General features: G+C 68.6%; 18 protein-coding genes. 5 read left to right on the plus strand and 13 right to left on the minus strand.

Annotated features, from left to right (window positions below; translation table 11 throughout):
- Nucleotides 1-7 precede the first annotated feature (7 nt).
- The 8 genes from FOB72_RS03150 to bcsD form a co-directional block, all read right to left on the minus strand.
- Nucleotides 8-1,246 carry a SpoIIE family protein phosphatase gene (locus FOB72_RS03150; RefSeq protein ID WP_150371195.1) on the minus strand — a complete coding sequence of 413 codons (1,239 nt, stop codon included), beginning with the start codon at nucleotides 1,244-1,246 and terminating at the stop codon, nucleotides 8-10.
- Between the two features lie 239 nt (nucleotides 1,247-1,485).
- Nucleotides 1,486-6,006 (minus strand): cellulose biosynthesis protein BcsC, encoded by a 4,521-nt coding sequence (locus tag FOB72_RS03155; protein ID WP_150371196.1) that lies wholly within the window; start codon nucleotides 6,004-6,006, stop codon nucleotides 1,486-1,488.
- Between the two features lie 11 nt (nucleotides 6,007-6,017).
- On the minus strand, nucleotides 6,018-7,277 hold the full coding sequence (gene bcsZ, locus FOB72_RS03160) for a cellulose synthase complex periplasmic endoglucanase BcsZ (RefSeq protein WP_150373723.1): 1,260 nt from the start codon (nucleotides 7,275-7,277) through the stop codon (nucleotides 6,018-6,020).
- Entirely contained in the window at nucleotides 7,277-9,700 is a 2,424-nt protein-coding gene (gene bcsB, locus FOB72_RS03165) for a cellulose biosynthesis cyclic di-GMP-binding regulatory protein BcsB (protein WP_223851397.1), read from the minus strand. Before bcsB ends, bcsZ begins: the two co-directional genes overlap by 1 nt.
- Nucleotides 9,701-9,745: 45 nt before the next feature.
- Nucleotides 9,746-12,076, minus strand: a complete 2,331-nt coding sequence (gene bcsA, locus FOB72_RS03170) for a UDP-forming cellulose synthase catalytic subunit (protein ID WP_150371197.1) — start codon at nucleotides 12,074-12,076, stop codon at nucleotides 9,746-9,748.
- Nucleotides 12,022-12,798, minus strand: a complete 777-nt coding sequence (gene bcsQ, locus FOB72_RS03175) for a cellulose biosynthesis protein BcsQ (RefSeq protein WP_150371198.1) — start codon at nucleotides 12,796-12,798, stop codon at nucleotides 12,022-12,024. The genes bcsA and bcsQ overlap by 55 nt, the downstream gene beginning before the upstream one ends.
- Nucleotides 12,795-13,367, minus strand: a complete 573-nt coding sequence (gene bcsP / locus FOB72_RS03180; RefSeq protein WP_150371199.1) for a cellulose biosynthesis protein BcsP — start codon at nucleotides 13,365-13,367, stop codon at nucleotides 12,795-12,797. The genes bcsQ and bcsP overlap by 4 nt, the downstream gene beginning before the upstream one ends.
- Before the next feature lie 59 nt (nucleotides 13,368-13,426).
- Complete coding sequence (gene bcsD / locus FOB72_RS03185; RefSeq protein WP_150371200.1) at nucleotides 13,427-13,882, minus strand: cellulose biosynthesis protein BcsD; 456 nt, start codon at nucleotides 13,880-13,882, stop codon at nucleotides 13,427-13,429.
- Between the two features lie 360 nt (nucleotides 13,883-14,242).
- Between bcsD and FOB72_RS03190 the strand changes: the two genes are divergently transcribed.
- Together FOB72_RS03190 and FOB72_RS03195 are read left to right on the plus strand one after the other, a co-directional pair.
- Entirely contained in the window at nucleotides 14,243-15,112 is an 870-nt protein-coding gene (locus FOB72_RS03190; protein WP_150371201.1) for a D-amino acid aminotransferase, read from the plus strand.
- Nucleotides 15,113-15,170: 58 nt separating this feature from the next.
- Nucleotides 15,171-15,443, plus strand: coding sequence for a hypothetical protein (locus FOB72_RS03195; protein WP_150371202.1), 273 nt, complete (start codon nucleotides 15,171-15,173; stop codon nucleotides 15,441-15,443).
- Between the two features lie 24 nt (nucleotides 15,444-15,467).
- On the opposite strand, the gene FOB72_RS03200 is transcribed toward FOB72_RS03195, so the two are convergent.
- Genes FOB72_RS03200 through FOB72_RS03210 form a run of 3 tightly spaced genes read right to left on the minus strand, consistent with a single transcriptional unit; the run spans nucleotide 15,468 to nucleotide 17,945 of the window.
- Nucleotides 15,468-15,992 (minus strand): OmpA family protein, encoded by a 525-nt coding sequence (locus FOB72_RS03200; protein ID WP_150371203.1) that lies wholly within the window; start codon nucleotides 15,990-15,992, stop codon nucleotides 15,468-15,470.
- Between the two features lie 13 nt (nucleotides 15,993-16,005).
- Entirely contained in the window at nucleotides 16,006-17,280 is a 1,275-nt protein-coding gene (locus tag FOB72_RS03205; protein WP_223851398.1) for a diguanylate cyclase domain-containing protein, read from the minus strand.
- Between the two features lie 53 nt (nucleotides 17,281-17,333).
- A complete protein-coding gene (locus FOB72_RS03210) occupies nucleotides 17,334-17,945 on the minus strand; it encodes a YfiR family protein (RefSeq protein WP_223851399.1) in 612 nt (203 codons plus the stop codon).
- 326 nt (nucleotides 17,946-18,271) lie between these two features.
- Between FOB72_RS03210 and FOB72_RS03215 the strand changes: the two genes are divergently transcribed.
- Genes FOB72_RS03215 through FOB72_RS03225 form a run of 3 tightly spaced genes read left to right on the plus strand, consistent with a single transcriptional unit; the run spans nucleotide 18,272 to nucleotide 19,416 of the window.
- Nucleotides 18,272-18,826: a YXWGXW repeat-containing protein gene (locus FOB72_RS03215; protein WP_191002180.1), complete on the plus strand. Its 555-nt coding sequence runs from the start codon at nucleotides 18,272-18,274 to the stop codon at nucleotides 18,824-18,826.
- A gap of 56 nt (nucleotides 18,827-18,882) precedes the next feature.
- Nucleotides 18,883-19,107 (plus strand): hypothetical protein, encoded by a 225-nt coding sequence (locus FOB72_RS03220; RefSeq protein ID WP_150371205.1) that lies wholly within the window; start codon nucleotides 18,883-18,885, stop codon nucleotides 19,105-19,107.
- Nucleotides 19,108-19,146: 39 nt separating this feature from the next.
- Complete coding sequence (locus FOB72_RS03225) at nucleotides 19,147-19,416, plus strand: hypothetical protein (RefSeq protein WP_150371206.1); 270 nt, start codon at nucleotides 19,147-19,149, stop codon at nucleotides 19,414-19,416.
- On the opposite strand, the gene FOB72_RS03230 is transcribed toward FOB72_RS03225, so the two are convergent.
- Together FOB72_RS03230 and FOB72_RS03235 are read right to left on the minus strand one after the other, a co-directional pair.
- Nucleotides 19,417-19,797 (minus strand): hypothetical protein, encoded by a 381-nt coding sequence (locus FOB72_RS03230; RefSeq protein WP_191002226.1) that lies wholly within the window; start codon nucleotides 19,795-19,797, stop codon nucleotides 19,417-19,419. It abuts the gene before it with no gap.
- A gap of 48 nt (nucleotides 19,798-19,845) precedes the next feature.
- Nucleotides 19,846-20,229 carry an MliC family protein gene (locus FOB72_RS03235; protein WP_150371208.1) on the minus strand — a complete coding sequence of 128 codons (384 nt, stop codon included), beginning with the start codon at nucleotides 20,227-20,229 and terminating at the stop codon, nucleotides 19,846-19,848.
- Between the last annotated feature and the right edge of the window lie 2 nt (nucleotides 20,230-20,231).

Consider the following 20,231-nt stretch of genomic DNA (forward strand, 5'->3'; position numbering starts at 1 on the left):
GTCCCGATTAGCGGACGCGAAAGCAGAAATAGGTGAGGTCGTCGCGGCGGCGGTTATGGCCCTGCCACGCGAGGTGCGCGTCGAGCACGGCCTGGCTCAGTGCCGCGGTGGGCAGCTCGCGGCTCGCGCGCAGCGCCTCGCGCACGCGCCGCTTGCCGAATGCGATTTCCTTCGGCCCGCCGATCTGGTCGATCAGGCCGTCGGTCGTGACGAAGACCACGGTGCCGGCCCGCGTGTCGACATGGCGGTTGGGCCAGGCGAAATCCATGGCGGTGTCGATATAGCCGACGCCCTTGCGCTCGCCGTCGATTACGTGGTCGTCGGCTTCGCCGGGATGCAGCACGAACAGCGCGCAGCGCGCGCCCGCGAAGGTCAGCCGGCGCGTGGCGTTGTCGAACCAGAAGAACGCGGCGTCCATGCCGTCGTTGGACTCGGCCGTCATGGCGTCGCTGCCGTCGCTCTGGCCGAGCATCTGCTTGATGCCGCGGTTGACGGCCGCGAGCAGCGCGCCGGGGTCGCGCGGGCCTTGCTGCTCGATGGCCTGCGTGAGCAGCGACGAGGCGATGAGCGTCATGAACGCGCCCGGCACGCCGTGGCCCGTGCAGTCGGCCAGCGCGGCGAACCAGCCGTCCTCGAAAGCGACAAAGTGATAGAAGTCGCCGCCGACGACATCGCGCGGTTCCCAGACCAGCGACGCATCGGGCAGCGTGTGGGCGAGTGCGTCACGCGAGGCACGCAGCATCGCGCGCTGGATGATGCTCGCATAGTCGATGCTGTGCATGATCTGGCGGTTGCGCTCGGCCTGGATGTCGGCGACCACGCGCATCAGTTGCAGTCCGTGGCCCACGCCGAGGAAGCGGCCTTCGCTCGCGATGATAAAGCCGTCGGTCAGCGCTTTCTCGCCGTATTCGACGGTGCGGAACGTCAGCGCCTCGATGCTCATGGCGGCGTCCACGACCAGCGGCTCCTTGTCCATGAACGCGATGCAGCTCTTGCGGTTGTAGAGCTCGCGGTGGTACGGCTTGCTCATCTGCGAGAGGAAGATCGAGCGATTGATCAGACCGATCGGGCGATCGTTTTCCGTCACCGGCAGCGTGGCGAGTTCGCGATGCTCGGTGAAGACCTCGAGCACATCCTGGTTGGTGTGATCGGTGGTGACGGAAGGGGTGGCCACGCAGAGATCCTCCGCGCAGGGCTGCCGGAACCGTGGACGGGCGGCGGAGGAAGCGGGCGAGACGCTGGACATGCCGAGCCAATGGAGCCATGGGAACGGCGGCCATTCTAGGCCTTCACGATGTCGGATCCATGACGTGATCGGCGGAAGATCGGCGAGTTACGCCCTACCGTAGGGGGATTGCGGGCGGAGGGTGGGGGTGTCCCCCCACCCTCCGCCCTTGGGCGACAGGGTTGCCCTCTCCCCCGGCCCCTCTCCCCGGGGGAGAGGGGGGCACACCATCGCCGGGTTTTGGCTCGGGGGGGGAGCAGTCAGAACGGCAATGCCGCCACCGCCGACTGCGGCGGCACGGGCGGGAACGCAATCGCCCCGTTCTGTTTCTGGAGCGCGTACCGCACGTAGACGCCGGCATACCACTGCCGGTAGTCGCGCGCGTTGTCGATGCCCAGCGTGCCGCCGACGAACAGCTGCTGCGCGGCCTGGTATTCGACCGAGCCGACGAGGTTGTACGCGAGCCCCGTCTTGGACTGCCCCGGATACACGGCCGACGTCTGGCTCGTCAGGTTCTGCTGGTTGGCCACGGCCACCGCCGCGTTTGCCGCGGTCTGCTGGCCCGGGTTGGTCGGGAAGTAGTCGGCATCGTCCTCGCGGAACGCCTGGACGCCGAGCGCGCCGCGCACGTGGTATGCCACGCGGCCCGAGCGGCCCGACAGCGCGAGCGGCACGGTGACCGCGAAGTAGGTCTGCGGGCTGAAGTAACCGCCGTGGCCCAGTGTGAAGTAGCGCAGGTTCTCGCTATAGCCCATCGACGTGAAGTTGATGCCTGACGTGAGCCGCTGCACTTCGTCGTCGATCAGCCGCATGTAGAACCCGCCGCCGCCTTCCCACTTGTTGTTGCGCTCGACGTCGTGGCCCGCGAGCACGCTGTAGCCGCCGTACCCGTAGATGCCGAAGAAGCCGTCGTCCCAGCCGAGGTCGGCGCGGCCGCCGCTCTGCATGACGCCGCCCCATGTGGCGCCGGTGCGCTCGTCGCGCGCGCCCGCGTACGACAGCAGGCTGTCCGTGACCGGACGGCGCGAGCCCGAGAGGGCCAGCGTGCTGCGCTGCGTGAGCGGGAAGTTCACGCGGCCGCCCGCGGTGACGTCGGTGTAGCGGAAGCCGAGCGGCGTCGATCCCACGTCGAGGCTGAAGCGATCGCTTTCGTACGCGATGCCGAGGGCCACGCCGAATGCGCTTTGCGATCCTGCCGAAGTGGAGGGCAGGGTCTGGTTGAACAGGTTCCTGCCTGTGGAGGGCAGCGTGTAGGCGAGCGGGCCGCCGCCGAAGCGGCTGGCGGTGTTGTAGTCGCCGCCGAGGTTGCCGGCATCGAGCGCGACCGGCGTGACGCGGCCGATCAGCTTGCCGTCGCCCACGGCCTTCTTGCCTTCGGCGACGACCTGGAGCTCGGTCAGCTGGCTCATGCCCGAGTCGCCATTGCGGCCGCGGAGCATGGGGCCGCCGGCGAGGGTGGTCGTGCGCTGCTGCTCGATCTCGCGCAGCTCGTCGAGTGCGGTCTTGGGGCCGGTGCGCTGCGGCTGGCTGTCGTCGGCGTCGGCGAGCCATGGGAGGCGGGACTGCGCGCCGTAGGGTTGCGGGGCGCTTTGTGCCACGGGCTGCGCGGGTTGCTGGGCCGCGTAGGCCTGCGGCGAACCATAGCCGGGCTGCTGGGCGGGCGCGTTCTGCGCGTACGCCTGCGGTGGCGCATACCCTTGCGCGGCGGGCTGTGCATAGCCAGGCGGCGTTTGGCCCTGCTGTGGATAGCCGGCTTGCGGGTACGCGGACTGCGCATAGGCTTGCTGCGGGTACGGCTGCACCGTGGCTGGCGTCTTGCCGCGCGCCGAGGTGGCACCCGCGCGTGATGTCGTCCGCGCGGTGTTCGTGCCGGGCGGCAGCGCCGCACGCGCGCCGGCGGGATAGTAGGCCGACGGGGCCTGCATGCCGGCTTGCATGCCAGCCTGCATCTGCCCGCCGGTCTGGCCGGCCGAGACGGGCATCGGGATATACGGCTGGCCTGGCATCGCCGCCGCGACGGGCATCATGCCCTGCGGCTGCGCCGCGCTCGGCACCGCCGCGTAAGTGGCGCCCTGCGGCAGCGCGCCGGGACCGCCGGCATAACCGCCGCCGCCTTGCAACGCGGAAGCGGGCACGCCCGCGTAACCCAAGCCCTGCGGCGCGGCCGTCTGGGGCACGGCGGCGTACGGCGCCGCCGAACCCGGGGGTGGGAGCTGCGACGCGCGCCGCTGGCCGGGCATGCCGACGAAGGGGTTCGCGGGAACGCGGTCGAAGCCCGCGCCCGGGGGCCGCGTGCCGTCGGCGAGCGCGTTGCCCGTGGCCGCCTCCGCGGCGACAGCCTGCCGGAAGTACTGCTCGGCCTTCGCATTGCGGCCCTGCGCGCGGTAGAGGCGACCTGCCGCCGTGAGCACGGCGGCCGAGTTCGGCGACTGTTGCAGCGCGGGCTGCAGGGCCTGCTCGGCCCAGCGATACTCCTTCGCGGCCGTCGCGGTGCCGATCGCGGCGAGCCGCAGATCGAGGTTGTTCGGCTCGCGCGAAAGCACGCTCTGGTAGATATCGAGCGCCTGCTTGTTCTCGCCCGCCTGCGCATACATCCGCGCGAGGCTCGCGCGCACGGCGCTGCTGCCGCCGCGCTCTGACAGCGCGGGCGCCAGCATGTCGTAGGCCGCCACGAGGTCGCCCGCTTCGGTCAGCGCGTCGGCCTGCCGCACGATATACGCGACGCGCAGATCGTCGTAGTCGCGCCGCTGCCGCGTGGTCATCTGCGCGCCGGCGAGTTGCCGCAGCAGCCCCGCCAGTTCCATGTCCTGCCGCGTCTTGAGCAGGATGGCCGCATATTGCAGCTGCGTGCCCACGTCGGGCAGCACGGAACGGCTCATCGCGCCGCGCATCAGCGAAAGCGCGCGCTGGTCGTCGCCTGCATCGGCATAGCCCTGCGCCAGCGCGCCGATCAGCTCGGGATCTCCCTGCGCAAAGCGTTCTGCCTGTTGCAATACGCCGAGCGCGGCCGGCTGCTGGCCGGCACTGGCGAGACCGCTCGCGCGTTCCGCTTCGGCGTGCACCCACAGCCGGCGCTGCAGCGTGCCCATCTCGGCCGTGCGCTGCGCGGCGGGAATCTGCTCGAGCAGATCGAGACCGCGCTGCCACGCATTGGTCTCGGCCGCGAGCAGGGCGCTCGCGAAGAGCGCCTCCACGTTGTTCGGCGCGGAGGCGAGCAGATTGTCCATCACGTTCCGCGCCTGCTCGGGCATGCCCATCGCCACGTAGTTGCGCGCCACGTCGAGCCGCACCCATGGATTCATCGGGTCTGCGGCCATCGCGTCCTCGAGCAGGCGCCGCGCGCCGGCCGCATCGCCGGCCTGCAGTGCCTGACGCGCTTCGGCACGTGCCTGATCGGCGCGCAGGCGGCCCACGGAGCCCACCTTGTCGCGCTGCGCGGGCGTCATGCGATCGACGAGCGCGAGCGCCTCGGTGCTCTTGTTCTGCGCCGACAGCACGCTGACGAGGCCGCGCTGCGCATCGGGATTGTCGGGCTGGCGCTGCAGCACGCGGCGGTAGGCGGCCTCCGCCTGCGCGTACTGGCGGTCCTCGGCCAGCAGATCGGCGAGCGCGACCTGCGCGCTTACCTCATTGGCGTCGAGCCGCACCGCGCGCTCGAGCAGCTGGCGTGCCTGGGCACGGTTGCCGGATTCGCGCGCGGCCGTGGCCTGCTGCACGAGCAGCCAGTACTGCGCGCTGTTCTGCGCCTGCCGATAGCGCGTGCCCGCGCCATTGCGCGCCGCGCGTTCGAGCAGGTCGCTGGCCTCGGCGAACTTCTCCTGCTTCAGGCGCAGCACGCCCATGCCCGCGAGCGCATCGGGATCGTTGGGCCGCTGCGCGAGCACGCTCTGGAAGCGTTCCGCGGCACGCACCTGGTCACCCGCATTGAGCGCGGCAAAGCCCTGCTGCGCCACCGCGCGCAACGGATCCGCGGCGGGCGTGGATGCGCGCTCGGTCTCGCTCTGGCGCGTGATCGCGTCGAGCTTCGCGCGAATGGTGGCATCGTCGGCATGCGTGGCGAGCCATGCCTGATAGAACGGTGCGTCGGCGGGGCGGCCGCCGAGCCAGTTCAGCGCGCGGCGCCATGCCTCGGCCGCCTGCGCGCCGACGTCGGGACGCGCGGCCAGCGTCTCGAGCTGGCGAATGCCGTCGCGCCGCGTGGCATCGCGATAGGTCAGGTGTTGCGCGAGCGCGAGCTGCGCGCGCGCATCGGACGGGTTGTTGCGCGCGATCTGCTCGAGCCCACGTCGCGCCTGATCCCAGCCCTGCGCGGTGCCGCCGAGCGTCTGGTAATACTCGAGCGCGAGGTCGCCCTGCGGCACGGCGCCGCCGGCGGCCTGCTCGTATCGCTTGACCGCTTCCTCGGCCTGGCCGCTGCGCGCGAGCTCGCGCGCCTGTTCCACCTGCTGGCGCGTGCCTGCCGAGCCACGCTGGATGGATTGCGCGAGCTGCCGAGAGAGCGCGGAATTGGGCTGCACGCGGTTGAGGCGGTCGAGGTAGCTGCGCGCGCTGTCCGCGCGGCCCGCCTCGAGTTCCGAGACGCCCATGCCATAGAGCGCCTCCGGCTGGTTCGGATCGAGCCGCAGGATCTTCTGCCACGACTCGGCCGCGCGATCGGCGCGGCCGCGCGCCTGCCAGTACTTGCCCTGATCGACGAGCACCTTGACGGGGTCTTCCTGCGCGCCGGCCGTCGAGGCCAGCGTGGCCAGCAGACCGAACATCAGTGAACGTGCGGGGGCCATCCTTCGTCTTTTCAGGCTGTCTTGCCGCGACATGGGCCCTCCCGTTTTTCCGATGGCTCCCACTCCATCTCCAGTTGCCCAGACGGGCCGAATCGATAGCGGCCTTCGATATGACCGAGGCCGAACAGTCCCAATACCGTGTCGTAGTACGCGGGTGCGGCAGGTCCCGCTGGCGCACCGACCATCGCCTCCGCGCGCGCGCGCTGCGTGGCGAGGGCGGGCGAGTCCGCCAGCTTGAGGAACGGCAGCAGCGCGGCCGAGAATCCCGGCGGGCCATTGCCTTCGAGCGCGCCCGTGTCCGCATGCATCTTCTCGGGCGGCGCCGCGCGGCCATCCATGCGCTGTGCGTTGGGCAGCAGCGCGCGCATCAGCGTGCGGCTCGCGCCATCGGCCGCGGGCGTCATGCCGGCCCACAGATAGACGCGGATGGCGTCGTAGCTGCTCAGGTCGCCCGTGGCCGGATCGGTGATGAAGCCCGACGCATCGCCACCCGTACCCCGCGCACCCCCTGCACGATAGGCGGACCAGTCCGGCACGATGCCCTGCCTGGCCACGGCCTCGATAAATTTCGGCGTCTGCGTCGCGAGCGCGCTCCATGGGCCGTTGCGATCGAACGCGGCAAGGCGGCGGAGCACGGGTACCGGCAGATAGCTGGCGTTGAGGCGCCATGTCCGTTGACCATCGGGCTTGCCCTCGACGAACCCCTGCGGGCCGGGCAGCAGCATCGTGCCGAAATCGGGCAGCGTCACCACTTCCTGCTTCGCGACGAGGGTCAGCAGCGCGCGCGCGGCATCGCCATAGGCCGGTGCTTTCCAGACACGCGCGGCCTCCGCCAGCGCGAACGCGAACCAGAGGTCGGCATCCGATGCCGGATTGGCATCGATCACGCCCCACGAATTGTCATTGCGGCGGCCCCATTGCCAGGCGGGCAGCTTGTCGGCGAGATTGCCGGCGCCGAGATTGGCCACGCTCCATTGCCACAGCCGGTCGAACGTGGCGCGGTCGTTGGCGATCAGCGCGAACACCATGCCGTACGACTGGCCTTCCGACGTGCTGTGCTGCGCGGGCGTGGAGGGATCCACCACGCGGCCGTCGGCCTGCACGAAGCGCGACAGGAACTGCTGATAGAACGGCCAGGGGCAGGGCGCCGCGGCCCGTGCCTTGCCCGCGGGTGCCGCGCAGGCGGCCAGCGGTGCCGCAAGCAGTGCGGCGCCCGCCGCGCCGAGGCGGGCGAGCTGGACGAGGTGGCGCCGTCGCGCGCGATTCGCCATCACGCCTGACCCGCCTTGCGCCGGCGCGCGAGACTGCGCAGCGACAGGAACAGCAGCGCCGCGAGCAGCAGCGTGGCGCCGCCGGCCATCAGCACGAGCGCGAGCGGGCGTTGCGAGAGCCACCATTGCAGCCATGTCCACGGCGACAGGCGTCCCACTTCATAGGTCTGCTGGGCGGCCAGGCTGTCCACTTCCTTGCCGCGCACGAGCACGAGGCTGCCTTGCACTTCCTTCAGGCGATCGGGGTCGAGCAGCGCGTCGGTAACGTTATGGAGACCGTTGGTCGCGTTGCTGGTGACCACGACGACGCTGCGGCCCGATTGCAGCGGCGACTCGAAGCCCGCGAGCGCGGCATCGGTACCCGCGCTGCTGATGGAGAGCTGCGTCTCGGCGCGCGCGTTGCGCGTGCCGTCGGCACCGTTCCACCAGCCGAGGATCGACGAATACACGTCCGTCAGCGTAAAGCGCTTGGCATTGCCCGTGAGCGAGACGGGCATGCGGTCCGCCCATTGCGTGAGCAGCGGCTGCCCCTGCGTGGTGCCGATGACGAGCAGATCCTTCGCCGCGACCTTGGCCACATCGTCGGGGCCGACGACGGATACGCCGGTGGCGGGGTAACCCGTGGACTCGCCCATGCGGCCGAGCAACGTGAGGTACGTCGAGTAATCGTCGGCGGAAGGTTGCGACGGCAGTACGACGGCGCTGTCGGACAGATCCGCCATGCGCGTGAACGGAAAGCCGCTGTTGCCGAACACCGCGAGGTCCGGCAGCGAGATGAAGTGCGGCAGGCCGGAGACGTCGATGGTGGAATCGGGATCGATCGCGCCCTTGACGTTGTCCAGCAGCACGTCCTTGCACGCGCCCTGCTTGAGGTAGTCGTAGTAGAAGTGGAACTGCAGCTGCGTCTGCGCGGGCAGCATGAACAGCGGCAGGTCGAGGCGATGCTGCGCGGGCGCGGAACCGTCGGGCAGCACGCTTTCCAGCAGGCGCGTCGCGCGGCCCTGTTCGTCCTTGAGCGCGCGCAGCGGGTAGGCACGCAGGAACTGCCGGTTCACGTTGATGTTCAGCGTCGATTTGTCGACGGTCGGGCGCGGCGTGTAGCGATACTTCAGATCGACCGGAATGCCCTTGCTGCGCCAGCCGAACAGATCGGGCGGCAGGCGGAAGCCCACGCGCACGAGGTCGGGGTTGTAGCCCGACACGTTGAGGTCCGCCACCGGCGTGAGCTCGCCGAAGCGGACGGGGCGGTCGCTGCGCAGCCAGTTCGGCGCGTCGTACGGCTCGCGCGGCTTGACGTCGTCGAGCTTGGTGATGGTCGCGCGCGGACCGGACAGCGCGCGCGCACCGAGCGTCAGCGCGCGCGCGGCCACCTTGAGGTCCGCGCTGTTGGCGCCCATCACGAGCAGCAGCTTGGCCGACGGATCGGACGGATTCGGCACGATCGCGAGCGACGGGCCGTCGATGGCCGGGAGCTCGACGCCAGCCGGGCGTTCCTGGCTCGTGGCGAACACCACCGCGTTGCCGGACGACGGCACCTGGTTGAGCGCGGCGGGGAACGTCGCGCCGCGATAACCGGCCAGGCCGCCGAACCACGACGATACGGCCCCCGCGGCCTCGAGCGTGGCCGGCGAGGGCGCACCCGCGAACACGAATGGCAGGTTCAGCTGGCGCACGTCGCGGCGGTCGAAGAACGGCAGCGGCAGCAGCGACAGTTCGTTGGCGAGCGCGACCGGCGTGACGGTCAGCTCGAGCACGCTTGCATTGCTGACCGTCGCCCAGAGACTCGAATGGAACGGGTCCTCGCACTCGGTCGTGTAGTGGCCGATCAGCTGCAGGTTCAGGCGGTTGAACTCGCTGATCAGACGCGGCTCGAGCGTGACCTCGCGGTCGAGGCTCGTGCCCGCCGTTTCCTTGGGCACCGGCACCGTGGCCGCGACTTCGCCATTGATGATCACGTTGATATGCGACAGCGCGGGAATCAGCGCCGGCGAATAGTTGTAGCGCAGCTTGAGCTTCGCGCCCGTCACCACTTCGTCGGCGCGCACCGAGAACGGCACGCCGTTGATGCCATCGACGCCGCGCAGCTGGAACGGGCCGTCGGCGCCGAGCTGCTTGAGCGTGACCGCGAGCGTGCGGGACGCGCCGCGCGCGGGTGGCGCGGCGGGAACCGGGGCGTTCGAGAGCGGGGCCATGACCGCGGCCGTCCCCGTGGAGCGCGGCGACGGATCGGGTTGCGGCTGGGATTGCGCGAGCAGCGTCTGCGCATGCGCGGGCATCGTCGCGGGCAGCAGCGTCAGGCAGACGAGGGCGGCGGCCAGTCTCGAAGGCTTGGCGGACTTGGCGGAGGAATCGGTCGTGCTAGACGTATCGGGCGTCATCGATCGGATGAAATCGGGTTTCCGGTTCCGGCGGTCACGGGACATGTGCGGCCGGTCATGCGTGCTGAATGCGAGCGTAACGGGTGTGGGTCAGCGTCCCGCCTGCCCGCCGGACGCGGCGGGCGTGGCGGACTTGCGGCGGAACAGATGCCGCATCTCCCGGCTCAGGTGGAACATCACGTTCTGGAAGCCCATGAGGCCGATGCGGAAGATCTGGCTCGCGGCCATGCGCGGCGCGTCGCGGCGCTTGTTCCCCCACGAGTCGATCCACGCATCGGCGCGCGAGAACGTGCACTGCACGAAGGCCATCTCTTCGCGCGGCGACATTTTCGCGAGCTCGAGCCCCGTGTGCCGCGCGCCATGGAAGACCACGCGCGCGGGGAACGTATGCTCGGCGTTCTGCAGGTAGAGCGAGATCTGTACCGAATCGCCGACGCTGGCCGGCACGCCCTGCGGCAGGCGGATACCGAGGCCGCCTTCGGCGAAGTCCACGGTCTCGCAGACGACCGCGCGGCCATCGGCGAAGCGCAGCGTGGCGGGGAGCTTCATCGCCACGCGATGGGCCACGCGGATCTGGCGCGATTCGCTGGCCACCGCGATGGATGCGCCGAGGATGATCAGGTTGTAGACGGTCCAGATCAGGTTCAGCACGACCGTGGTCGCCTCGTGCGTGTTCCATACCGTCAGCCGCCCGATGCCGATGCCCACGCCGATGAGGTTGGCGAGCAGCAGGATCAGGTAGGGCCGCGAAATGATCCAGTCGAAGTACGCTTCCTCGATCACGCCGCCCTTCGGCGTCACGTTGAACTTGCCCGCCGCGGGGTTGAAGAATGCGACCATCGTCGGCCGCATGATGTACCACGCGAGCACCGACTCGTAGACCTCGTTCCAGAACGAATGGCGGAACTTGCCCTGCACGCGCGAGTTCGTCATGTTCGCGTGCAGCAGGTGCGGCAGCGCGAAGATCGCGATCGTCAGCGCCGGGGCCTGGATCACGTGCGCGCCAAACAGCAGGTAGGCCAGTGGCGCGGTCAGGAACACGAGCCGCGGCAACCCATAGAAGAAGTGCAGCATCGCGTTGAGGTAGCACAGCCGCTGCGGCAGCTTCAGGCCGGGGCCCAGCAGCGGATTGTCGAGCCGGCAGATCTGCGCCATCCCGCGTGCCCAGCGAATACGCTGGCCCACGTGGCCCGACAGGCTTTCCGTGGCGAGGCCGGCCGCCTGCGGAATGGCGAGGTAGGCGGTGCCGTAGCCCTTGCGGTGCAGCTTGAGCGCGGTGTGCGCGTCCTCGGTCACGGTCTCGATGGCAATGCCGCCCACTTCCAGCAGCGGCGCGCGGCGGATGACCGCGCACGAGCCGCAGAAGAACGTGCCGTTCCAGAGGTCGTTGCCGTCCTGCACGAGGCCGTAGAACAACTCGCCTTCGTTCGGCACGTCCTGGAACGTATTGAGGTTCTTCTCGAACGGGTCGGGCGAGAAGAAGTAGTGGGGCGTCTGCAGCATCGCGAGCTTGTGGTCCTTGATGAACCAGCCCATGCAGACCTGCAGGAACGAGCGCGTGGGAATGTGGTCGCAGTCGAAAATCGCCACGTACTCGCCGTTGGTGCTCTTGAGCGCTTCGTTGATATTGCCGGCCTTGGCGTGGCGATTGTGATTGCGGATGACGTGCGTGACACCCACTTCCTCGCAGAACGCGCGGAACTCCTCGCGGCGGCCGTCATCGAGCACGTAGACGTTGATCTTCTCGCGCGGCCAGTCGAGCGACATCGCCGCGAACACGGTCGGCTTCACCACCGACAGCGGTTCGTTATAGGTCGGAATGAAGATATCGACCGTCGGCCACGTCGAGACGTCCCTGGGCATGGCCGCGGGCTTCCTGTTGAGCGGCCATGCGGTCTGGAAGTAGCCGAGCAGCAGCACGAGGAACGCGTAGATTTCCGCGAGCACGAGGCCGAAGCCGAACGCCGCGTCGATCCAGCTCTCGAAACCGACGGTCTCCGTCAGCCGCCAGTACATATAGCGGCTGGACGCGGCGATCGACAGCAGCACGAGCATCAGCGTGGCAAGGTGGCCGCGCACGCGGTTCAGGTAGATCGCGAGTGCGAAGCTGACCGCGGCGAACGCGATCTGCTGGTAGAAGTCCAGCGGCACGCTGATCACGAGCGCGAACATGAACAGCCCGAGCAGCAGCGCGATCGTGCGGACGATCGCGTTGTCCCAGAGGGGGAGCGCGATAAAGCGGTCGATCAGGCGATGGACCACGCCGCTGCCCGAACGCGCGCGGCGCCGGGCCGACGGTTTCGCGCCCGCCTTCGCTTTGCCCGTGTTGGCCTTGCCCGCGTTCGCCTTGTCTTTCGCCGTCGCGCTCACGCGGTCTCTCCCTGGACGGTGCTCAGTCGTTGCCGCAGCCACGCGGCGCATCGCTGGATATCGTTGCCCGCCTGGCTGTGCGGGCTGTACTCGAGCACGCTGCGGTCGTAGGCCAGCGCCTCGGGCACGGCCTGGTCCTGATGCACGACGCCGAGCACGCGGCTGCCGAGCTGGTCGCGCAGCACCTGCACGACGTCCTTGCCGAGCTGGCGGCTGACGTCGACCTGATTGATCACGTGCACCTGGCCGAGGAAGTCGGGGCGGCTCGCGCAATAGGTGTGGATGAGGTCTTCCATCAGCGGCAGCGTGGCGTACGACGCGGCATCGGCCAGCGTCACGGCCACGCAGAGGTGCGCGTTCGTCAGCGCCTGGCGCATATAGGGCGAGGGGCCCGGCGGCGTGTCGATGACGACCACGTCATTGCGGCCCAGGCCCAGTGCGTCCAGCTGGCTGCGCAGCCAGTTCGGATGCGTGGCCAGATGCTGTTCGAAGTTCGCGCGATCGATTTCGGTCAGGCTGCCGAACGGCAGCACGAGCACGCGCGAGCGGCCCTGATAGATACTCTCGACCCACCGCTCGCCGGCGAGCGTCGCGCGCGCATGGCCGGCCACGTCCTGCGGCGGCATGCCGAAGTGCAGGCGCAGCGCGTTCTGCGGGTCGAGGTCGACCGCGAGCACGCGTTCGCCGGCCTGGGCGAGCGACTCCGCGAGATTGGCGGACAGCGTGGTCTTGCCCACGCCGCCCTTGGCGGAAACAACGGCGATGATCTTCACGAGCGATTCAGTCGGTCGAGGAAAGAACGGCGAACGGGGGCGCGCTCGGCCGTGGCCGGCGCCTCGGTACGGCCCTCGAGCCGTGCGAAAACGTTCTGCAGGGTGCCCGGCGCCGGGCTTGCCGCGCGCGGTGCGTGTGCGTGTGGGTGTGCGTGTGCGGGGGGCTCGAGCGGCGGCAGGGCGGGCGCGGCGACTGGCGATGCGGGTTGCCACAGCGGCTGCGCGGGGGATGCTGGGGCCACCGCCTGCGGCGCTGCAGCGACCGGAGCGGCCGGAGCGACCGGAGCGACCGGTGCGACCGGAGCGGTAACGGCGTCGGGCGCCGAAGCCGCGAAGCGCGCACCGATCCCGCTATCGGCCTGGGCGGCGGACACGGGCTGGATGCCCGATGTCAGCGACGCTGCCTGCACCGGCGGCGTCGGCATCGACTGGTCCGCGCGCATCGCGGCAAGCAGCGGCCAGCGCTCGCGTGCCTCCTTGGCGGCGTCCTCGCGCACGATCTCGCGGTAGGTATCTTGGCGGCCGCCGAAGCGGTCGAACAGCTTGGTGAGATCGTCTGACTGGCTCATGGCAATTTACTTTCCTGGCGGCTGCCGCCGGATACGCTCCGGCTTGCGGGGCGCGCCAGTCATCGTCCGAAGCGAAACTCCACACTCCCTGTCGCATCCACGGCAGATTGCTGGGAAACCTGAAGCGTTTCCGAAGAGCCGAGCATGCGGAACCAGTGCTGATAGGCGCCTTGCAGAAACGCGCTGCTCCACGCGTCGGATGACTCGCCGAATGCCGTGCGCAGCGGCGCGCAATGGTGGCGGATGACGAGCGCGTCGCCGTTGTCCTCGATGCCGGTCCATCCCCAATCGACGTCGAGCCAGACCTGCGCGATCGCCCGCTCGAGTTCGGCGAGCGTGCCGCACGGGCCGAGGTCGAAGCGCTGGGCGAAACGTGCACCAATACGCGCCATGAATTCACGGGCGCCGTCGGGGCTCATCTGCGCGACGAGTTCTTCGCCGAGCGCACCCAGGAAGTCGCGCCACTGCGTGGCGCAGTGACGCTCGGTCAGGTATTGAAGAGCCGCTTCGTTCACTTGTGAGTTCCCATCTTTAGCCGATCGTTTCGCCACAGACGGGCGTTTTGATGTTGTCCGAATTCATTGCACGAAGCAAAGGAATTGAAATTAATACATAGGGCGTGCACTGAGCTCTGTTTCACGGAAGCAACACTCTCATCGATCATAGGCGGCGGTATCGCCACCCCGCCGTCTGAAACGCTCGTTCGAGCAGGAAACATGCCGTCTACAGACCGGTCGCGGCGCACGGTTTCAGTGCATTTGCGAAGATTGCGGTCGCGCGAAAAAGGCATGCCGTTTTTGCATGGAGGCGCCCCGCGCGGTGTGGAAGAATCGTGGCATTCCTCCTCCTCGCCTTTACGCGACATCGCCTCAGCCATGACCGAACCCGTCGTCTATCTCAATGGGGAAATGCTCCCCCTGTCCGAAGCGCGCATCCCCGTCCTCGACCGCGGCTTTATCTTCGGCGACGGCATCTACGAAGTGATTCCGCTGTACGACGCCAAGCCGTTCCGCGCGCAGCAGCATCTGGCGCGCCTGCAGCGCAGCCTGGCGTCGATCGGCATTCCCGATCCGTTCTCGACCGCCGAATGGCTGGCACTGATCACGCGCGTAGTGACTGCTAACGCACTGGGCGATCAGATGGTTTACATCCAGGTCACGCGCGGCGTGGCCAAGCGTGCACATGCGTTCCCGAAGGATGTGACGCCGACCGTACTCGTCATGACCAATCCGCTCGTGCTGCCCTCGGCGGAACTGCGCGAGAAGGGCGTGGCGTGCGTGACGATGGAAGACCGCCGCTGGCTCAACTGCCAGATCAAGTCGACGTCGCTGCTGGGGAATGTGCTGGCGGCGCAGAATGCGGCGAAGCACGGCGTGACCGAAACGATCCAGTTCCGCGACGGCTTTCTGACCGAGGCATCGTCGTCGAACGTCTGGGTGGTGAAGGGCGGCCGTGTCGCGGCACCGCCGAAGGACAACCTGATTCTGGAAGGGATCCGTTACGGCCTGATGGAAGAGCTGTGCGCGGCGATGGATATTTCGCTGGAGGCACGCCGCATCACCCGCGACGAAGTTTTCGCCGCGGATGAAATCATCATCTCGTCGGCCACGAAGGAGATCCTTCCGGTGGTCACGCTCGACGGCAGCACGATCGGCAGCGGCAAGCCGGGCCCCGTGTTCGCGAAGCTGTATGCGGGTTATCAGGCCGCCAAGCTGGCATCGAGCGACGAGCTGACCGCGTCCTGACCGATCGCGGCATGCGTGCTACGATGCCCGCGGACGAACCACCGATTGGAGGCCAGTCATGGCCAAGCGCGGACGTAGCTGCCGTGTCCTGAAGGAAGAAGTCAGCCGGCGCGTGCACCAGATCGACGAGATTGCGGACGACGGCGCGCATATCCGCGTGCCCGATCCCGTCCCCCATGCACGCGATGCGCGCGGCCGAAACTGGGACATGGCGCGCTTTGGCAATGCGCGCGGCTACGAAGCCAGCATCCGCGCCGTGGTGGATGACGTGCGCGACGAGTTCGACCTCGTGGACGAACCCGAGTCGCGCGTGCCGAATCCTTTCGAATAAGCGCGTTCGAATGATCGAACGCGTTCAGTCCACCGTCACGATGATCGCCACGCGCCGGTTCTCGGCGCGTCCCGCGGCGGTCTTGTTATCGGCCACCGGCCGCGACTTGCCGAGTCCGCGCACCTCGATGTGATCGCGCGCGAAACCCGCCTCCACCAGCAGCCTGACCACCGCCAGCGCGCGGCGTAACGACAGTATCCGGTTGTACTCGTCGGTACCGACGTCGTCGGTGTGCCCGTCGACGCGCACATGCTCGATGCCGGCCCGCGACAGCGCACGCCCGACGTCGAGCACCGAATACCGGCGGGGGCCGCTGATGGTGTGCTCGTCGAAACCGAACAGCACCTTGTGCGGCATGCCCAGTTCCCAGCCCTGATCCGTCAGCGCGAACCCTTTCTCCTTGAGCACCGTGACCTGTGTGGGGCTCAGTTTCGGCGGTGGCGGTTCGGGCGGCGGCGCGGGCGGCACGGTCTGGCAGCCCGCGATCGCGACTGTGCAGACGAGCAGGGTCACGGCGAGCCGGGCGAGGCGCGCGAGCGGGAGCGGCATCGGCGAAGACTCCTCAGACCAGCGTGTCGGGCGGCGTCGGCTCGGCGCTGCGCCACGTGGCGCCCGAGTGCCGCTTGGCCCCGTACATCGCGACATCGGCCGCATGCAGCAGGCCCTTGGCGCTGCGCGCATGCACCGGGTAGATCGCCAGGCCGATGCTCATCGGCGCGACGATCGTGCCGCCGCTGGGGAGCAGCAGCGGCGATTGCATGGCCTCCAGGATATGTTCGGCGATCTGCGCGGCATCCTCGGGCTGACGCAGCCCCGTTGCAAGCACCGCGAATTCGTCGCCGCCGAGACGCGCCACGAGGTCGGTCTCGCGCATGCAGCCTCGGATGCGCTGCGCGATGCCGATCAGCACGGCATCGCCGGCCGCGTGGCCGTGGCGGTCGTTGATGTTCTTGAAGTCGTCACTGTCTAGATAGAGCACGGCGGTATGCTGGTTACGCGCGGCGGCACTGCGAACCGCGAGTTCCAGTGCCTCTTCGAATGCCGCGCGGTTGAGCAATCCTGTCAGACCGTCGTGCGTCGCACGGTGCGCGAGCGAACGGTTCTCGTGCTGCATCTGGCTCTGCCATGCCTCGAGCTCGTCGAGCAGGCCGTTGAAGTCCTCGCCCAGCGCGTTGAGTTCCGCGATGCGCGCGGGCGGCATGCGCTGATCGAACGCGCGTTGGGAACGCACGGCATGGGCCACGCGCATCAGGTTACGCACGGGGTCGATGATATGGACGAGCATGCGGCTGGACATGTAGTGCGCGCCGATGGCCGTGAGCAGCAGGCAGGCGAGCAGCCCCAGCGTGCCCTGCACGAGGAAGTGCAGCAGCGCGACGGGATCGCCCGCCACCTGCACGCTGCCGACCTGCTGCGACTCGTGATAGATCGGCTGCTCTACGGGGCCCGACGTCAGCAGGTCCGTGGCCAGCCGCTGCAGCGCCGGAAAGCGGTGCGAGTCGGCGCGCTGCCAGGCCGCGAGCGGCTGATGGTCGCGATCGAAGATCTTCGCCATCGCCACGTCCTCGGTGGCCGCGATGAGCGAGAGCGTCTCGGTGGCGGCCGCGGTGTCGCGGAACACGACGGGCGCCTCCACCGTATAGGCGATGGATCGCGCGACCAGCCGCAGGTTGTGATCGGCATAGGCACGCAGCGCGGTGAGCCCGAGCGCGGTGAGCGAGATGCCGGCCGTGCAGACGGCGATCAGCGCCACGCTCAGGTGAATGCGTCGCAGCGTGCCATACAGGGTCGGCCGCGCATGCGTCTTTCGGGCGGGGCGCGCCTTGGGCGTCGTCACCGGAGACGACTGTGACGAAGACGGCTGTGACGAAGACGGGTTGCGCGGCGCGTTCATGATGCGGGCGCCTTGCGCCGGCCGAGCTGCAGCACGCCGGGATGGACATGGATGCCGCTGCGCGCGATCGAGTCCAGATTCACGCGGAACGACACCTGGTTGTCGCGGATATTGAGGCAGAACATGCTGCCCGCCTCGCACTCGAAATCTTCCTCCGCGATCACGAGCACCGGCTTGCCCGCCAGTTCGTCCGCGAGGCGCTTGCGGCGGGCGTCGGAGACCGTGCCGACGTACAGCGCGTCGCACGCGGGCGCGATGGCTTCGGTCATCAGGTCGATCCGGCGCGACTCGACGAAACGGCCCGTCGTCAGCGCGCCGCCTTCCATGAGCTTGCCCGCGTAGCGCGTGCCGGTGTCGACGCACAGCCGCACGGTATCGCGCTCGGTGGGCCAGCGCGCGTAGCTGAGCAGGCTCAGGACCACGCGCGCCACCGCGTCCTGCCGGGAGCCGGGCGCCGAGGGAGACGCAGAGGGGGACACGGAGGGCGGCGCCGGCGGCAGTCCGGTGACGGCGGAGCCCTGCGCGAACGCGATCGGCGACGGCATTGCCGCCTGGGCGGTCACGAGTGCCAGCGCCAGCCCGGCGCGGCAGAAGAAGTGGGCGGCCATGTCGAAGTGAGGGCGCGCGGCGCCGGGGCGAGAAAAGGCGATAGCAGTCAACGAATGATCGACATCGATGATCGACACTAAACGGCACGGCGTGATGGATACGGTAGTCCGCTCTCATGGCGGCGTCGGTGGTCCAGGGCACGCAGGGCCTCACTACTTTTCGGCGCGACTCGCGGGAACTGTAGACCTAAATGTCTGCGCCCGGCATCGGTCAAACGCCTGCGGCTTCGTAATTTCCCGATACCCTTTCTTACATAGAAGCGGCGAAAGGGTGGCTAGACTGCGATCAAATGCTTCCCGCACAAGACAACAACATGAGGGTTTATATGCTTTGTCGCCGTTTCAATCGCCGCATCCTCGCGCTGGCGGGTCCCGTAGTGGCCGCCGCCGCGGCCCTGCTGGCCATCGCGTACGTGCCGTCGGCGCAGGCGCAGGTCAACGTCGCCATCGGCATCAACACGCCGCCGCCGGCGCCGATCTACGAGGTGGTGCCCGGCCCGCGTCCCGGTTACGTCTGGCAGCCCGGTTACTGGGGGTGGGACGACCACCATCACCGCCACCACTGGCGCAAGGGCCGCTGGGCCCATGCGCGGCCCGGGTATGTCTACCAGTCGCCGCACTGGGTGCATGGCGGCAATGGCTGGGTCATGCGGGGCGGCGGCTGGGACCGCGGGCATGGCGGCTACTACGGCGGTCCGCGGCATGGCTACGGGCCGGGATACGGCCATCCGCCGCGCCATCATCCGGGCCATGGCTTCCACGGCGGCCCCGGGCGGGGGCATGGAGGCGGTCATGGGGGCGGCCACGGCCACGGCGGGGGACACCGCGGCGGCGGGCATGGCGGCCATGGTGGGCACGGCGGCGGTCACGGCCATCGCTGACCGCGCCATGGCGCCATGCTAGGATGCCCGCAGCGGTCCGAACATGGAGGCATGACATGGCGAAGCAGGTCTTCTCGCGCGCGCAGTACCTCGATATTCTCAACGACAGCCTGCGCAAGCATCCGGGCTGGCAGCCCGGCATGGCGTTCGTATTCCTGCCCCCGGGCGCGGATGCGAGCCAGGCTTCAGGCGTCGGCTGCACGGGCCCGCTCGAGGCCATGCCCGTCTATTGCGAGATCGAGCGCGTGGCGTCGGGACTCATCGAGGTCCGCGCCGGGTAGAATGGCGCCCTTTATTGGCTCTGCTGGGAATATACGGTCGTGAAAAAGACGGATCTCGAAAAGAACAAGGGTCTCAAGATCAACAACGACATGAAGCACGCGGCGGCCGTGCGCGGTGGCGCCGGTGGGCAGGGCGAGAAGATCGACCGCCGCGAACAGCGCCGGCTCGACCAGGCCGCCGGCCTCGTGCCCTTCGCCTGCAAGCTGGACGGCAAGCTCGTCGCCCGGCTGCAGGAACTGGCCAAGGATCACCCGGGCGGGATCAATGGCCTGATGGGCGAAGTGGTAACAAAAGGTCTCGGAGACTGATCAGTCTTCCTCTTCCTCGTCGAGGAATTCGCGGCGCAGCATCCAGTTGGCGATGGCTTCGTCGCAGACCTTCTTGAGCTTGTTCTTCTCCGGCAGCTTGTCGAACAGCTGGAAGTTCACGAGTGCCATGCCGGCATCGGTGATGTAGAACAGGCGGTCGGGCTCGTCGTAGTGCACCACGCGTCCGTCGATGCCGCTTTCGTCGCTGTCGGCGGGCATGTCCTCGAGTTCGACCACGCGGCACGTGAAGCGCGGGCTGCGCGTGTGCGTGAGGTACTCGAATTCGTCGTGCGTGATGTCGCCGCCCTTGTCGGTGGCGATGGCGAAGCCCCAGATAAAGCGGGGCATCGGCAGATCGGACAGATCGTCAATCTCGTCCATCTCGTCCATGGTGTTCTCCGTGATGCGATAGCCCGCATTATCGCCGAGTTATCTCGCCGCGTGGCAGTTCGCGAACACGGGCGGCGCGTCCTGCGCGGCCATCAGGTCGCGCAGGTTGCCTTCCTCGCCCTTGGTCCACCATTCGTAGCGGCCCGCCGCGTAGCGCGCGCCCGATCCGCTCATCACGTTCACGAACAGCATCGGCTTGTCCTCGATGCGCATCAGCGCCAGCCTGTTGTCGGCGCTGTTGAGATACCGCACGGCCAGGCGCCGGCCGCCGTCGCACTGGTAGGACACGGCCCGGTTGTCCTGGAACCGCAGATTGTCGAGCCGCGGCTGGGCGGCCGCGGGGGCGATTCCCGCGATGGCCAGTGCCGCCAGCATGGCCGGCATGACCGGTTTGAGCGTCGCAAAGCATGGGCGTGCGTGCATGG

Source organism: Cupriavidus pauculus, assembly GCF_008693385.1.
GTDB lineage: Bacteria > Pseudomonadota > Gammaproteobacteria > Burkholderiales > Burkholderiaceae > Cupriavidus > Cupriavidus pauculus_D.

Coding starts and splice junctions, on each gene's coding strand:
- FOB72_RS03150 (WP_150371195.1), bottom strand. CDS start 1,246: ATGTCCAGCGTCTCGCCCGCTTCCTCCGCCGCCCGTCCACGGTTCCGG.
- FOB72_RS03155 (WP_150371196.1), bottom strand. CDS start 6,006: ATGGCCCCCGCACGTTCACTGATGTTCGGTCTGCTGGCCACGCTGGCC.
- bcsZ (WP_150373723.1), bottom strand. CDS start 7,277: ATGGCGAATCGCGCGCGACGGCGCCACCTCGTCCAGCTCGCCCGCCTC.
- bcsB (WP_223851397.1), bottom strand. CDS start 9,700: ATGTCCCGTGACCGCCGGAACCGGAAACCCGATTTCATCCGATCGATG.
- bcsA (WP_150371197.1), bottom strand. CDS start 12,076: ATGCGCCGCGTGGCTGCGGCAACGACTGAGCACCGTCCAGGGAGAGAC.
- bcsP (WP_150371199.1), bottom strand. CDS start 13,367: ATGAGCCAGTCAGACGATCTCACCAAGCTGTTCGACCGCTTCGGCGGC.
- FOB72_RS03190 (WP_150371201.1), top strand. CDS start 14,243: ATGACCGAACCCGTCGTCTATCTCAATGGGGAAATGCTCCCCCTGTCC.
- FOB72_RS03195 (WP_150371202.1), top strand. CDS start 15,171: ATGGCCAAGCGCGGACGTAGCTGCCGTGTCCTGAAGGAAGAAGTCAGC.
- FOB72_RS03200 (WP_150371203.1), bottom strand. CDS start 15,992: ATGCCGCTCCCGCTCGCGCGCCTCGCCCGGCTCGCCGTGACCCTGCTC.
- FOB72_RS03210 (WP_223851399.1), bottom strand. CDS start 17,945: ATGGCCGCCCACTTCTTCTGCCGCGCCGGGCTGGCGCTGGCACTCGTG.
- FOB72_RS03215 (WP_191002180.1), top strand. CDS start 18,272: ATGCTTTGTCGCCGTTTCAATCGCCGCATCCTCGCGCTGGCGGGTCCC.
- FOB72_RS03220 (WP_150371205.1), top strand. CDS start 18,883: ATGGCGAAGCAGGTCTTCTCGCGCGCGCAGTACCTCGATATTCTCAAC.
- FOB72_RS03230 (WP_191002226.1), bottom strand. CDS start 19,797: ATGGACGAGATTGACGATCTGTCCGATCTGCCGATGCCCCGCTTTATC.
- FOB72_RS03235 (WP_150371208.1), bottom strand. CDS start 20,229: ATGCACGCACGCCCATGCTTTGCGACGCTCAAACCGGTCATGCCGGCC.